The sequence below is a fragment of the Flavobacterium macrobrachii genome (genome assembly GCF_014486675.1).
In the GTDB taxonomy this organism is placed as follows: domain Bacteria; phylum Bacteroidota; class Bacteroidia; order Flavobacteriales; family Flavobacteriaceae; genus Flavobacterium; species Flavobacterium macrobrachii.
Genome location: NZ_JACTAC010000003.1, coordinates 1 through 14,858, shown reverse-complemented (window position 1 = coordinate 14,858; position 14,858 = coordinate 1). Strand labels below are relative to the sequence as shown.

The 14,858-nt window shown below is 34.3% G+C and carries 12 protein-coding genes; 9 read left to right on the top strand and 3 right to left on the bottom strand.

Annotation, left to right across the window (positions count from 1 at the left end; genetic code table 11):
* Nucleotides 1-106: 106 nt before the first annotated feature.
* The 9 genes from IAI56_RS01345 (at nucleotide 107) to IAI56_RS01305 (ending at nucleotide 10,725) form a co-directional block, all read left to right on the top strand.
* On the top strand, nucleotides 107-712 hold the full coding sequence (locus tag IAI56_RS01345; protein ID WP_187656165.1) for a flavin reductase family protein: 606 nt from the start codon (nucleotides 107-109) through the stop codon (nucleotides 710-712).
* Nucleotides 713-829: 117 nt separating this feature from the next.
* Entirely contained in the window at nucleotides 830-3,121 is a 2,292-nt protein-coding gene (locus IAI56_RS01340; protein WP_187656164.1) for an oxidoreductase, read from the top strand.
* A gap of 73 nt (nucleotides 3,122-3,194) precedes the next feature.
* Nucleotides 3,195-4,799: an AMP-binding protein gene (locus IAI56_RS01335; protein WP_187656163.1), complete on the top strand. Its 1,605-nt coding sequence runs from the start codon at nucleotides 3,195-3,197 to the stop codon at nucleotides 4,797-4,799.
* A gap of 231 nt (nucleotides 4,800-5,030) precedes the next feature.
* Nucleotides 5,031-5,450 (top strand): acyl-CoA thioesterase, encoded by a 420-nt coding sequence (locus IAI56_RS01330; RefSeq protein WP_187656162.1) that lies wholly within the window; start codon nucleotides 5,031-5,033, stop codon nucleotides 5,448-5,450.
* A 56-nt stretch (nucleotides 5,451-5,506) separates the two neighbouring features.
* A complete protein-coding gene (locus tag IAI56_RS01325; protein ID WP_187656161.1) occupies nucleotides 5,507-6,487 on the top strand; it encodes a carbon-nitrogen hydrolase family protein in 981 nt (326 codons plus the stop codon).
* A gap of 84 nt (nucleotides 6,488-6,571) precedes the next feature.
* On the top strand, nucleotides 6,572-7,681 hold the full coding sequence (locus IAI56_RS01320; RefSeq protein ID WP_187656160.1) for a cupin domain-containing protein: 1,110 nt from the start codon (nucleotides 6,572-6,574) through the stop codon (nucleotides 7,679-7,681).
* Between the two features lie 112 nt (nucleotides 7,682-7,793).
* Nucleotides 7,794-8,999, top strand: a complete 1,206-nt coding sequence (locus IAI56_RS01315; protein ID WP_187656159.1) for a retropepsin-like aspartic protease — start codon at nucleotides 7,794-7,796, stop codon at nucleotides 8,997-8,999.
* Complete coding sequence (locus IAI56_RS01310; protein ID WP_187656158.1) at nucleotides 8,999-9,907, top strand: fumarylacetoacetate hydrolase family protein; 909 nt, start codon at nucleotides 8,999-9,001, stop codon at nucleotides 9,905-9,907. Before IAI56_RS01315 ends, IAI56_RS01310 begins: the two co-directional genes overlap by 1 nt.
* Before the next feature lie 71 nt (nucleotides 9,908-9,978).
* Nucleotides 9,979-10,725, top strand: coding sequence for a maleate cis-trans isomerase family protein (locus IAI56_RS01305; protein ID WP_280527435.1), 747 nt, complete (start codon nucleotides 9,979-9,981; stop codon nucleotides 10,723-10,725).
* 178 nt (nucleotides 10,726-10,903) lie between these two features.
* Here IAI56_RS01305 and IAI56_RS01300 read toward each other — a convergent pair whose 3' ends face one another.
* The 3 genes from IAI56_RS01300 to IAI56_RS16100 all read right to left on the bottom strand — a co-directional run.
* The gene (locus tag IAI56_RS01300) at nucleotides 10,904-12,880 is read right to left on the bottom strand and encodes an alpha-ketoacid dehydrogenase subunit alpha/beta (protein WP_187656157.1); all 1,977 of its coding nucleotides are present in this window, start codon (nucleotides 12,878-12,880) and stop codon (nucleotides 10,904-10,906) included.
* 391 nt (nucleotides 12,881-13,271) lie between these two features.
* Nucleotides 13,272-14,192 (bottom strand): carboxypeptidase-like regulatory domain-containing protein, encoded by a 921-nt coding sequence (locus IAI56_RS01295; RefSeq protein WP_187656156.1) that lies wholly within the window; start codon nucleotides 14,190-14,192, stop codon nucleotides 13,272-13,274.
* 401 nt (nucleotides 14,193-14,593) lie between these two features.
* A partial coding sequence (locus IAI56_RS16100) for a hypothetical protein (RefSeq protein ID WP_222940955.1) occupies nucleotides 14,594-14,858 on the bottom strand: 265 nt, incomplete at its 5' end.

Genomic DNA, 14,858 nt, shown 5'->3' with positions numbered 1-14,858 from the left:
TTTTTTAGAATATAATAAAATAAATGACAATTTAATCCATTTGTTTACCATTTTTATTTTAGTATTTTTATGACCTATTTAAAACTAACTAAACCAAACACACAAAATGACATTCGATCCAAACGAATTAGAAGCAAGTGCTATATATAAATTACTAACAGGTTCAATTATTCCTCGACCAATTGGTTGGATTTCTTCCATTAGCGAAGACGGAATTAATAACCTTGCTCCTTTTTCCTATTTCAACATGCTTGGTGATGATCCGCCACATGTTATGTTTTCAACACGAAGAGATAATAACAAAAACAAAGACACATTAAACAATGTTCTAGCAACTAAACAATTTGTCGTGAATATGGTTACCGAAGATGTTGTTGAGCAAATGAACACCACATCCCAAAGTATTCCTGCTGATGAAAGTGAATTTGATTTAGCTAATCTTACACCAATTCCATCTATAAAAGTAAAACCAATGCGCGTCAAAGAAAGTAAAATTCATTTTGAATGTGAATTAGTGCATCATTATTTTCTTGAAGGACATCAACAAGGTGGCGCTTGCGTAGTTATTGGACGTATCGTCATGATGCATTTTGATGATCAAGTATTGCTAGAAGACTATAAAATCAACTTAGAAACATACAAACCTGTATCGAGATTAGCCGGTTCAAATTATAGTAAAATAGGTGAGATTTTTTCAATAAAAAGAAGTTGACAATATCAAAAGTCAAACTCAAAATTCAACTTCAATAATTTGTGAAAATTTGAAAAAACTGTGTTTAATAAAAATATAAAATGAGGATAAGATTGCTTCTTTCCTCGCAATGACAACATGAAAATAACAGTAATTGGTGGCGGTCCAGGCGGATTGTACTTTTCGATATTAACAAAAAAAGCACGTCCTGATTGGGAAATAACCGTTTATGAACGCAATAAACCTGATGACAGTTTCGGTTTTGGAGTTGTTTTTTCAGATGAAACCTTAAGCGAATTTCTAAAAAGAGACATGCAATCCTACGATTTAATTCGTTCGAATTTTGCTTATTGGGATGATATCATCATTGCTCGCGATGGACAAAGTGTAAATATTGCAGGAAATGGATTTTGTGGCTGTTCCAGAAAAAAATTGTTACAATTATTGCATCAACGTTGCCTTGAAGAAGGCGTAAAGCTGCACTTCGAACAAAATGTAGACGACTTATCGCAATTTTCAAACTCAGATATCATTGTCGCTTGTGATGGTATCGGAAGTCAGGTCAGAACGCAGTTTCAAGAGCAATTTGGAACCAAAATAGTAATGAAACAAAATCGTTTTGTGTGGTGTGGTTCAACAAAACCGCTCGATGCGTTTACTTATTTTTTTAGAAATACAGAACACGGATTGATTGTAGCTCATTCTTATCAATACGAACCTGGAATGAGCACATGGATTTTTGAATGTAGTAATGACACTTGGGAAAAACATGGTTTTGAAATCACCAATGAAGCCGATACTGTTTCAAAAATCGAAACTATTTTTGCTCAAGAATTAGATGGTCATTCATTAATTACTAATAAATCCAATTGGCGTCAATTCCCTCATATTACCAACGAAAAATGGTATCATAAAAACATCGTTCTTCTCGGCGATGCCAAAGCCACGGCACATTATTCCATCGGTTCAGGAACAAAATTAGCAATGGATAGCGCCATCGGTCTGTCTGATGCAGTTTTAGCAAATCCAAACGATGTTCAAGCTGCTTTTAAACAGTATGACAAATCCCGAAGAAATACCGTTGAGATGATACAACATGCAGCTTTGGTATCGCTGGATTGGTTTGAAAATATGGATAGAAATAACCAACATCCATTTTACCAATTTGCATTCGGATGCATGACACGTTCTAAAAAAGTAACTTTCGAAAATTTAAAATTAAGAGATGAAAGTTTTACAAATAAAGTTATAGAAGAATTCAATGGCAATTGCAATATCAATAACAAAAATCAATCGGCTGCTTTTTCAACCTTTAGACTTCGAGATTTACAATTGCAAAACCGAATTGTCATGTCATCAATGGGACAATATTCAGCAAAAGATGGTTTGGTAAACGATTGGCATTTTCAACATTATACATCGAGAGCAATTGGTGGTTTAGGATTAATAATGGCTGAAATGACGGCTGTTTCAGAAACTGGACGTATTACTTTAGGTTGTGCAGGTATTTATAATGAAAATCAAATTATTGAATGGAAAAGAATAACTAATTTTATTCATCAAAATACACAAACAAAAATCGGAATACAATTAGGTCATTCTGGTCGAAAAGGTGCTACTAAAAAACCTTGGGAAGAAAATGATTTGGATGAAAAATGGGAATTACTTTCCGCATCAGCAATTCCATTTAATGAAAAGTTTACAACACCAAAAGAAATGACTTTGTCAGATATGGATTTGATTTGTTCTCAATTCGTTCAAGCTACAAAAAATGCCGCCGAAGCCGATTTTGACATGATTGAACTGCAAGCGCATCATGGATTTTTATTAGCTTCCTTTCTATCGCCATTGACCAATATTCGAAATGATGAATTTGGCGGAAGCATCGAAAACCGATTGAAATTTCCATTGCGCGTTTTCACCGAAATGCGAAACGTATTTCCAAAAGAAAAACCAATGTCTGTACGAATTTCAGCAACCGATTGGGCAGAAAAAGGAATTTCAGAGAAAAATGTAATTGCCATCGCAACCGCTTTTAAAAACGCTGGAGCAGATATTATTAATGTTTCCACAGGAAATACTGTAGCTAATCAAAAACCCCAAACAGGCAGAATGTGGCAAGTTCCGTATTCAGATACTATTCGAAATACAGTACATATTTCAACAATTACCGTCGGAAACATAACCGATATTGATCAAATAAACACCATAATTTTAAATGGTAAAGCTGATTTAGTGGCTTTAGGAAAACCGTTGTTGCTCGATGCTAATTTTGTGCGCAACGCACAAGCCTATGAACAATTTCAACCTGAAGATATACCAAATCAATACAAAATGGGAATTTCACATTTATATCCATTAAAAGCTTCAGAACGAAGACAAACCGAAGGTATGAAAAAAGCGTTGAAACCGAAGAGTAATAAAAAGTAAAAAGCTGAATATTGTATGATTGTATATTGTAAAGTTGTACCAATATACTGTTATACAATATACAATTTTTCAAATGAAACATTACGAAGATAATTTTGCACACAACAATCTTCCAAATCAGGATTTACAACCTGATTATACTTTCTTGGATTTACCGCAATTCAGTCATTCAGATCCCGAAATTTCGGGACTAAATTGTGTTCATCGATTATTGGATTATCAAATTGAAATTGGAAACGGTAACAACATTTACATTCGTACATTCACAGAAACTTGGACCTATCAAGATTTATTCGAAAAAGCCAATCAAATTGCTCATGTTTTAGTGGATGATTTGGGATTAAAATCTGGAAATAGAGTTTTAATTCGTTCTGCCAACAATCCAATGATGGTCGCTTGTTGGTTTGCTATTTTAAAAGCCGGCGGAATTGTAGTCGCAACCATGCCACTTCTTCGCTCCAAAGAATTAACAACCATAATTAATTGTGCCGAAATCAGTCATGCCTTTTGCGACAGCGAATTATCCGAAGAAATGAATTTTGTAAAATCAGATTTTCTACAAGAAGTCTGCTTCTACAGAAATGGAAATTTGGAACAATTAATGACTACCAAACCCAAAACTTTTGATAATTTTCATTCCAAAGCTGACAGTGTTGCGCTAATCGGATTTACTTCGGGAACAACAGGTTTGCCAAAAATGACGGCTCACTATCATAGAGACATTTTAAATATTTGCGAAGCATTTCCAAATTATTCATTACAACCAACACAAAACGATGTATTTACAGGAAGTCCGCCAATTGGATTTACCTTTGGTCTAGGTGGATTGGTTTTGTTCCCAATGTATTTTGGAGCATCAACATTTTTAATCGAAAAACCTTCGCCAGACCTTTTGCTACAAGCCATTCAAGATTACAAAATAACCGTATGTTTCACAGCACCAACAGCTTGGCGAATTATAACAACTAAAGTAAATGAATTTGATATTTCCAGCTTACGCAAATGTGTTTCAGCAGGAGAAACTTTACCTTTGAAAGTTTGGCAAGATTGGTATGAAGCTACTGGCTTGAGAATCATCGATGGTATTGGCGCAACCGAACTTTTGCATATCTTTATATCGTCCAACGAAACCAACATCAAACCTGGTGCAACTGGCTCACCAATAACAGGTTACGAAGCAAAAATTATTGATACAAACGGAAATGAAGTCCCAAGAAATCAAGCCGGAAGATTAGCCGTTCGTGGCATTACAGGTTGCAAATATCTAAATCGTGAAGAAAAACAAAAGGAATATGTCGAAAACGGTTGGAACATCACAGGCGATATATTTCGTCAAGACGAAGACGGCTATTTTTGGTTCGTAGCTCGTGGCGACGACATGATTATTTCCGCTGGTTATAACATTGCGGCGATTGAAGTAGAAAGTGTTTTACTAACCCATGAAGCTATTTTAGAATGTGCAGTAGTTGGTTTGCCCGACGAAGAACGTGGCATGTTAGTTTGTGCGCATATTGTTTTAAAAGAAAAATTAAACGCTACAGAAAACATGAAAAATCACATTCAACATTGGTTCAAACAAGTCGCTGCACCATACAAATATCCAAGAGTAATTTATTTTGTTGAAACATTACCCAAAACAGAAACTGGTAAAATTCAACGATTTAAATTGAAAAGTTAGTTATTTTTTGGAGCTATTTCCAGCTATCCGTTGCAATCTTTTCTTTTTTTAAAGAAAAAAAGAAAAGGATTTCCACTACTATCTGGGCTAAAACATCAGGAATAACTAGTAACAAATTTAAAATCCGTGTTAATCTGTAAAATCAGTTTAATCCGTGGCAAAAAATAAGTAAAATAAACACAATCATCTGAATTCGTGCAAATTTGTGCAATTCATGTAAAAAAATAACTAATGAAATTCATAAAACAAGAAAAAATACGTTTCAAACACATCGACTACGCCGGAATAGTGTTCTATCCACGATTTTTAGAAATGCTCAACGATTTAGTCGAAGACTGGTTTGAAGAAGCATTGGAAAGACCATTTTCCAAAATTCACGAAACCAACGGAATTCCAACCGTTGATTTAAAAGTGCAATTCAAAAACGCAGCAAGAATTGGCGAAATTCTAACCAAATCACTTTGGGTAAAAGAACTAAAAAACTCCTCCATCATCTGCGGATTTCAATTTATAAACCAACAAGAAAAAACCGTACTCGAAGGCGAAGTAACACTAGTAAGCGTAGCCATTCAAGAAGACAGACAAAGCATCAAAGCCGAAGCTTTTAATGAGGAAATGAAAGATAAAATTAATATATATTTAAATTCATAAAAAACTTAGTGAAACTCTGTGTTAACTTAGTGAAACTTTGTGTAACAACATAAAATATGGACTTCAAAAAATTCAAAGCCGCAACCGTCCAAACATCACCCGTTTTTCTAAACGTAGAAAAAACGATTGACAAAGCCATTTCTTTCATCAAAGAAGCCAGTCAAAACGGAGCACAATTAATCGCTTTTCCCGAAGTTTTCATTTCGGGTTATCCCTATTGGAATTGGATCATGACACCAGTGCAAGGAAGCAAATGGTACGAAGAATTATATAAATCATCTGTAAAAATTACCGATAATTCATTGAAACCGTTATTTCAAGCGGCAAAAAATTTTAATTGTCATATCGTCATCGGAATCAACGAACGTGGGGACAGTTATGGCGAAATTTACAACACCAATCTTATTATTGACAATCACGGAAATCTGATTGGAAAACATAGAAAATTAGTGCCAACTTGGGCAGAAAAACTCACTTGGACATCGGGCGACGGTTCTTCTTTAAAAGTATATGATACCGAAATTGGACCAATTGGAACGTTGGCATGTGGTGAAAATACAAACACATTAGCAAGATTTACATTATTATCACAAGGTGAATTAATTCATATTGCCAACTACATTTCGCTTCCGGTTGCGCCACCAGATTACAATATGGCTGAAGCAATTAAAATTCGTGCAGCAGCTCATTCATTTGAAGGAAAGTTATTTACAATAGTTTCGTGTTCTACAATTTCTCAAGAAATAAAAGACGCTTTACGAGAAGATGTTCCAAATGTTGATGAACTTTTAACTAGAAAAAATTCTGCCTTTTCAGGATTTATTGGTCCCAATGGTGCTGTAATCGGAACACCGCTAATTGATGATGATGGAATTGTGTACGCCGATATCGATTTGGAGAAATGCATACAACCCAAACAAATGCACGACATTCTAGGACATTACAATAGATTTGATATTTTCGATTTACGAGTAAACATTGCTCCTACTCGGAAAATTACGTTTATTGATAATCATGAAGAATTTAATAAAAGATAGCAATTAAACCATTAAGGAATTAAGTTTCATTAAGAGATAACTTAATTTTCTTAACTATCTTAATGGTTAAAAAAAATAATAGTTATGAACGAAAATCATTCAGACGATCAAATAGGAAGAGCGCGAGTTCACGACACACCAGAACTCGAGGCATACTACAAAGAACTAGAAACCCTTGGAGCTGGCGCATTATGGACAGTTGCTAACGATATCGAGCCTTGGGAACCAAGAAGTTCATCAGTTCCAATGCTTTGGAAATACGATGATTTACGCGAATTAGTGCTAAAATCATCCGAATTAGTTACGCCAGAACAAGCAGGAAGACGCGTTGTTTATCTAGTAAACGACAAACGAAAAGACGTTTCCGCAGCTGTTGGTTGGTTGTACACTGGAATTCAAGTTACACGTCCAGGCGAAAGTACATCAGCACACAAACACAAAGCATCGGCATTGCGCTTCATTATGGAAGGCGAAGGCGGATATACTGTGGTTGACGGAAACAAAATCACATTTGAAGTCAACGATTTTGTGATTACTCCAAATTCCACTTGGCACGAACACGGCGTTGATGCAAACGGAAAAACCTGCATCTGGCAAGACGGATTGGATATTCCGTTGGTAAATGCTTTAGAGGCCAATGATTATGCAGTTTATGATGGCAAACAACCATTAGATTTTCCAGTAAATTATTCACCTTTAACTTATGGAACTTCGGGATTTATTCCTGCGGATAAAGCTTGGGACAAACCCTATTCACCATTATTCAAATATTCTTGGAAAACTGTTTATCCAGCATTATTAGAAGCTGTAAAAGTCAATGAAATCAATCCGTTTGATGGAATTTTAATGCAGTATTCCAATCCATTAACTGGTGGTCATGTCATGCAAACCATGAGTGCTTCGATGCAATTATTACCAGCTGGTTTCAAAGGAAAAGCGCATAAACATACAGGTTCGTTTGTGTACCAATGTGCCAAAGGAATCGGCTATTCCATCATCAACGGAAAACGATTTGACTGGAAAGAACGGGATATTTTCTGCGTTCCAAGTTGGGCATGGCACGAACATCATAATTTATCCAAAACGGAAGATGCATGTTTGTTCTCGTTCAACGACTTACCAGTTATTGAAAAATTAGGATTATATCAGTCACGAGAATTAGAAGAAAATAATGGAAATCAGAAAATAGAATAAAGAGAAAAGAATAAAGAGAAAAGAATAAAGAAAATAGACATTGCATAATCACTAAAAAAAACTTTGCGAACTTCGCGTCAAACTTAGCGTTCTTTGCAGTTAAAAAAAAAATATGAAACTACTTACCTACAAAGCATTTAAAACATTTTTGTTTTTTATTTTACTATTAATTTCAAGTGTAAACCAAGCACAAAAGGTTGATTTTACTAGCATTACAATAAATCAAAAGGATTATTATCAAGAGTTGGATTTTGAACTAGTTTTAAAGAAAATTATAATTCCCGTAACGATAAATAATAAAACCTATAAATTCTTATTGGATACTGGTGCGCCAAATATAATTTCTAATACCGTTTTAAAAGAGTTAGAAATTGAAAATCAAAAAAATATTTCAGTTTCAGATGCTAATAATAAGCAGCAAGAGATGAATCTTGTACTTGTAAAGTCTATTAAAATAAATGATTTAGATTTTCGAAACTCAGCAGCTATCGTATCTGATTTAAACAATCATTTCCTTTTAAAATGTTATGGAATTGACGGTTTTATTGGTAGTAATTTATTACAAAACTCAGTGCTTAAAATAAGTTTAAAAGATAAAAAAATAGTAATTACTAATGATGTTAAAAAACTTAAACCTACCGCCAAACCCACAAAATTAAAACTAGTTGGCGCACAAAAATCGCCTTTTGTTGCCTTAACAATTTCTGGAAAAAACTGCGATATAGGAACCGAATATGCACTTTTAGATACGGGAATGGACGGATTATATGACATTTCAAATCGCATCAACACACTGTTTCAAAAAGAAAATATCGTTGAAAAATTAGCCTCCAATATTGGAGCCGCCGATATTGGCCTTTTTGGAGTTAATGACTCAAAAGAACAACATCTTGTAAAAATCAATGCACTAAAAATTAATCAGACCAGTTTTGAAAATATCATAACGACAACTACAGATGACGATAACTCCCGAATAGGACTTGATTTACTGAAATACGGAGATGTTATTATTGATTTTAAAAACAAAAAATTCTATTTTGAAGCCGAAGAAAAAATCAATTTAAACGATAAACAGCCACCAGTGTCATTGTCATTCAATGAAAATCATAAGATAATTATAGGACATGTATGGAATAACGATTATTTGGATAAAATTCAATTTGGTGATGAAGTGATACGTTTGGATAGCTACAATTTTAGAGAAATGAACACTTGTGATATTTTAATGACCAGACAATTAATTAAAGAAAAATCAAGCTATGAAATGGAAATTTTAAGAGAAGACAACACTACCTTTACAATAAAAATTGAAAAATAATGAAACTACTTACCTACAAAACACAAGACACCGAACCAAGATTAGGCTTCATCCATAACAATCAAGTAATTGACATGGAGGATTTTGGCGAAATATCCAATTTCCCATTGCCAAATGATATGTTGGATTTAATCGACATGGGATATGAAATAATTGCCGAAATCACCGAAATGATTTCAGAAACTCCAGAAAATTTCTTCGAAGAAATCTGTTATGAAATGGACGAAGTAACCATCCTCGCTCCTATCGAAAAACCTCGAAAAAATATCATCGGAATAGGTTTAAATTACACGGAACACGTTGCAGAAAGTGCTCGAACATTAGACACAACTGGAAAACTTCCTCAAAAACCAATCATTTTCTCAAAACCACCAACAACCGTTACATCCACAAATACCGAAATCATCAAAAACACAAAACTAACCGAACAATTGGATTGGGAAGTGGAATTAGCAGTGGTAATTGGTAAAAAAGGAAAATATGTTGCTAAAGAAGATGCAATGGATTATGTTTTTGGATATACTGTAATCAACGATATTTCGGCTCGTGATTGTCGTCGTGAAGGACAATGGATTGTATCAAAAGGTCAAGATACCTTTGCGCCAATGGGACCAATTTTAGTCACCAAAGACGAAATCGAAAATCCACACAACCTGAATTTATCATTAAAAGTGAACGGCGTTGAGAAACAAAACTCAAATACAAAATTCTTACTTTTCAACATTAATGATTTAATTGAAGATTTGAGTATCGTTTTCACTTTAGAACCAGGCGATATCATTGCAACCGGAACTCCATCAGGCGTTGGCGCAGGAAGAAATCCACAAGAATGGATGTACGATGGCGATGTTGTGGAAGCTACTGTTGAAGGAATTGGAACGATTGTGAATACGGTTAAAGAAATATAAAATTAGTATTCAGTCACAGTTTTCAGTTTTCAGACTGCTTACTGTGACTGAGTCAGCAAACTAAAATATAGATGAAATATAGAATAGGACAAATAGTTCCATCAAGTAACGTTACGATGGAAACCGAAATACCAGCAATCTTTCGTTCTCGTGAAACCATTTTGCCAGAACGTTTTACCTTCCATTCGAGCAGAATGCGAATGAAAAAAGTAACCAAAGAAGAACTTGAAGCTATGGATGCCATGAGTTTGAAATGCGCTCAAGAACTTTCTGATGCACATGTTGACGTAATGGGTTATGCGTGTTTGGTTGCCATTATGAGCATGGGAAGAGGTTATCATTGCGTATCGGAAGTGAATTTGCACCAGGAAACTGTGGCCAACGACTTTCCTACTCCAATTGTTACTTCTGCTGGAGCTTTAATTAATGGATTGAAAGTTTTGGGAGCGAAACAAATTTCGATAATTACACCTTACATGCGACCTTTAACCGATATGGTTGTAGATTACATCGAACATCAAGGCATCAAAGTAAAAGAAAGTATTGCTTTGGAAATTCCAGATAATTTGGAAGTTGCTGCTCAAAATCCGTTGAATTTATTGGAAATTTACAAGCAATTGGATTTGACTGATGTTGATGTTTTAGTAGTTTCTGCCTGCGTTCAAATGCCGTCTTTGGAAGCTGTTGATTTAATTCAGGCGGAATGTGGAATTCCTGTTACCTCTGCCGCAGTTTGTACTACCTTTGAAATGATGAAAAAGTTAGGAATTGAAGCAAAATCAGCTATTGGTGGCGAATTATTGAGTGGAAAATATTAGTGAATAAAAGAATTCAAAATAGGATTGCTTTTGGTCTATTTGCTTTTGGCGGACTTTATATGCTGAATCTTTTTGGATTGTATTTTGTTATGTGTGTTCCAATACTGATAATTATTTATATTCTGGTAATCAAATTCTTGAAATAAAAAAGGAGTTCAAATGAACTCCTTATTTATTTCTAATACTTCAACAATTCCAACAACTCTTTCTCAAATCTTACTTTAGGTAAATATTGATCTTCCAAAGATTTTACAAATGGAATTGGACTTTCTAAACTTCCAACTCTACGAACTGGCGCATCGAGATATTCAAAACACTGCTCCATAATTAATGCTGAAATATCACTTGAAATTCCTCCAAACAAAGTATCTTCCTGAAGAATAATACATTTTGAAGTTTTCTTTACAGAAGCAAAAATTGTTTCAGTATCTAGCGGTTGCAATGTTCTTAAATCGATTACATCTGCTTTAATTTCTGTGTTTTTTGACAAAGTATCTAAAACCCAATGAACGCCAGCACCAAAGGAAATAATCGTTACATCTGAACCTTCTTTAATAAACGAAGCTTTACCAAAAGGAATAGTATAATAATTTTTAGGCACATCTTGATAAACAGAACGATACAACTGCTTGTGCTCAAAATAAAGCACCGGATTTGGATCATTAATTGCGGTATTTAACAATCCTTTTGCATCATATGGAAATGCTGGATAAACCACTTTTAAACCTGGCGTTTTAGTAAACCAAGCTTCATTGGTTTGTGAGTGAAATGGTCCAGCTTGAGTTCCGCCACCGCAAGGCATTCGAACGACAACATCGGCTTTTTCTCCCCAACGATAATGTTGTTTTGCCAATAAATTCACTATCGGATTAAATCCAGAGGAAACAAAATCGGCAAATTGCATTTCGACAATTGCTTTGTATCCATTGATAGACAAACCGTTTGCGGCAGAAACAACAGCACTCTCACAAATTGGCGTATTGCGAACACGTTCTTTGCCAAATTGCTCTACAAAACCTTCGGTAATTTTAAATGCTCCGCCATATTCGGCAATGTCTTGTCCCATGATTACTAAATTTTCATGGCGTTCCATTGATTGTCTAAGCGATGATGAAATAGCATCGATTACACGAATATTTTCTACTTCTGAAGATGGATTAACTTCATCAAATTGATATGGCTTGTAAACATCATTTAATTCTTCGAATAAATCAGCTTCAAAATCGGGTTCGGCTTGCGTGATTGCCCAATGTTTGTCGATTTCTTTCTTGATAACTGATTTTAATTCAGCATCTAATTCTTCCGAAAGCACTCCAACATTAATTAGATACTCTTTATAATTTGAAACGGGATCTTTTTTTGCCCATTCGTCCATCAGTTCTTGAGGAACATATTTTGTTCCGCTGGCTTCCTCATGACCACGCATTCTGAAGGTTTTAAATTCCAATAAAACTGGTCTTGGATTTTCAGCAAGCGATGCTTTTAATTCCGCTATTTTATTATAAACTTCTAGAATATTATTTCCGTCAATGATATGACTTTCCATTCCGTAGCCAATTCCTTTATCGGCTAGATTTTCACAACGATATTGCTCGTTTGTTGGTGTGGAGAGTCCATAACCGTTATTTTCTATCACAAATAGAACAGGCAAATCCCAAACCGCAGCAATGTTTAACGCTTCGTGAAAATCACCTTCAGATGTTGCACCTTCTCCAGTGAAAACAGCCGTTACTTTTCCATTTTTTTTCAATTTATTGGCTAATGCAATACCATCGGCTACACCCATTTGTGGACCAAGATGGGAAATCATTCCTATAATGTTGAATTCCTGAGTTCCAAAATGAAAACTTCTGTCGCGACCTTTTGTAAAACCAGATTTCTTTCCTTGCCATTGCGAAAACAATCGGTGCAAAGGAATGTCTCTTGAGGTAAAAACACCAAGATTTCTGTGCATTGGTAAAATGTATTCGTCTTTGTCTAAAGCATTGGTTATTCCTACCGAAATTGCCTCTTGTCCAATTCCTGAAAACCATTTGGATACTTTGCCTTGACGAAGAAGAATTAGCATTTTTTCTTCAATCATTCTCGGCATCAATAATCGTTTGTATAAATCAAGTAATCTTAAATTGGAAAGGTCTTTTCTATCAAAGTTCATTGTTTGTTTTTTTAGCTTCGCAAAAGTATGAAAGAGTTTTTGTTTTTTGAAGTTTATTGATGGGAGTTTCTATTTAATAAATCCATTTAAAATTGTTTTTATTCATAGAATAGCTATCCTTTTTACAATTCTTTTATTTTATTACTTGATTATACTTTTCTGAAAAACATCTAGTTTTTCGGTATTACGTTTTTTTAAGGTTTATTTGTATTGATTTCTACCTGTCAATTGTTGAAATTGAAAAGTTTTTAAACCCTATTGAAAAGCTTTAAAAAGCTTGTCAAGATTTTGAATATTAAATTAGAAAACAATATTAGATTATATAAATGGTTTGTTGTGAAATGAAAAAATCCGCTGGTTGGCGGATTTTTTCTTTTGGTTTTACAAATTATTAAGCAGATTCTTGTTGAGAAGAAGCGTTTGCCATGGTGATGTTAATATCTATTCTTTCGTTTTTCACTATTCCGATGGCTTGGTTGACCGTTTGGAATAGTACTTTATTGAACGTAAAGGAATCTAAACCGGCAGGAAGGCTTTTGAATTCAAAATACTCTTTGGCAGTTGTAAGTGTAGAGAGTTTTGCATTTAGTGCTGTTACTTCTACATTTTCGATAGGTAAACCATTTACATCGTAAACGAAACCACGAAGGGAAAGTTTTTTGCCGTGGTAATCGATAATTTTTCTATTATCGTAGTATTCGTTTTTGAAGGCTGGTTGTCTTCTAGCGACTGTATTTACAAGTGCATCAAGGTTTTCTAAAATTTCTGCACATTCTATGAATAACTCACCGATTTCTCTATTGATTTGTTTGCGAGAAACGATTTTGTTACGAGGTTTTGACAACTCTTCTCTGAAAAGAGTGAGTTTAGCAGACAGTTCCGCTAATGTTGTAACGGTTACACCATAAGGCTGGATGTCTGGCTGGATGTTGAAAGCGATATTGTGGACTTCTTCACAATAATCGGCGGTGGTTGAATCTCTTGCTCTTTCGAGTTTGGATTTTTGCATTTGGTCCATTTTGGCTAAAAGGACGTTGTTTTTTTGTTTGAGCGCCAGCGCTCTACATGCCGCAACTACATCGAGGGTTAGCTCAATTAACTCTACTTTTGTGTCGATCTTGTCGGCATGAAATCCTTTGTTGCTTGAGCTTTGTAAACCGTTTAGCGTACCGATTTGAGCGTTTTTGTTCTCCAGTTCGTCTAATAGGGTTACGTAATCAGGCATTAAGGCTTTGATTGTTTCTGGTACCGTTAAGTTGAACGATACCACACTTCTTTGCATAGAGAAAGTGTTTTCTTTTCTAGCGTCCATAATAATAGTTTTTAAATTAGTAAATAGTAGTTTGGGTACTACGTCTGACTTTCAGCATGTTAAAAAGCTAAACGAGTTTTTTAATACGAAACAAACTTCAAATGCATTTTTATTAAAATTAATGTTAAATAGTAATTTTATTAATTATTTTTTAACAAATTAATTTTATTAAACACTTTAATTGAGGATTTTTTATTTATTTTATTAAAATACTGAATTGCTATTTTTTATTTTTTCTTACCTTTTTAATTACTTTTCTTATAAAAAATTTATTTTTTTCTCTAACTTTCTAAAAATGAATAAATACTGAATATATTTTAACTAATAAAACTAGATTGTTACTCTTATAAAAAACTATGTGTTTTAAACCTTTTTTACTCTTCTTTTACTGGATGGAGTTACTACAGGATTTTAGATGAAATGGCTAAAAATGAAATGGTTTTGGTTTTTAAAAGCGAAATCCTCGCAGGTTTTAAAACTCTGCGAGGATTAGCCACGTAATACATTGGCTGATGGTTATTTGACAATGTATTAATGTATTGTTTAACGTTATAATTGAAGGTGTTTTTAAAGTATAAAAAAACCGCTGGAAGGTGGTTTGGTTTGGTTTTGAGGGTAAAGTTATTTGAGTTATTGACTTTGTTTGTGGGCACGGATTGCAAATCC

Bases quoted from the DNA above. Each gene is read 5' to 3' on its own strand.
- IAI56_RS01345 (WP_187656165.1), top strand. From the start codon at position 107: ATGACATTCGATCCAAACGAATTAGAAGCAAGTGCTATATATAAATTA.
- IAI56_RS01340 (WP_187656164.1), top strand. From the start codon at position 830: ATGAAAATAACAGTAATTGGTGGCGGTCCAGGCGGATTGTACTTTTCG.
- IAI56_RS01335 (WP_187656163.1), top strand. From the start codon at position 3,195: ATGAAACATTACGAAGATAATTTTGCACACAACAATCTTCCAAATCAG.
- IAI56_RS01330 (WP_187656162.1), top strand. From the start codon at position 5,031: ATGAAATTCATAAAACAAGAAAAAATACGTTTCAAACACATCGACTAC.
- IAI56_RS01325 (WP_187656161.1), top strand. From the start codon at position 5,507: ATGGACTTCAAAAAATTCAAAGCCGCAACCGTCCAAACATCACCCGTT.
- IAI56_RS01320 (WP_187656160.1), top strand. From the start codon at position 6,572: ATGAACGAAAATCATTCAGACGATCAAATAGGAAGAGCGCGAGTTCAC.
- IAI56_RS01315 (WP_187656159.1), top strand. From the start codon at position 7,794: ATGAAACTACTTACCTACAAAGCATTTAAAACATTTTTGTTTTTTATT.
- IAI56_RS01310 (WP_187656158.1), top strand. From the start codon at position 8,999: ATGAAACTACTTACCTACAAAACACAAGACACCGAACCAAGATTAGGC.
- IAI56_RS01305 (WP_280527435.1), top strand. From the start codon at position 9,979: ATGAAATATAGAATAGGACAAATAGTTCCATCAAGTAACGTTACGATG.
- IAI56_RS01300 (WP_187656157.1), bottom strand. From the start codon at position 12,880: ATGAACTTTGATAGAAAAGACCTTTCCAATTTAAGATTACTTGATTTA.
- IAI56_RS01295 (WP_187656156.1), bottom strand. From the start codon at position 14,192: ATGGACGCTAGAAAAGAAAACACTTTCTCTATGCAAAGAAGTGTGGTA.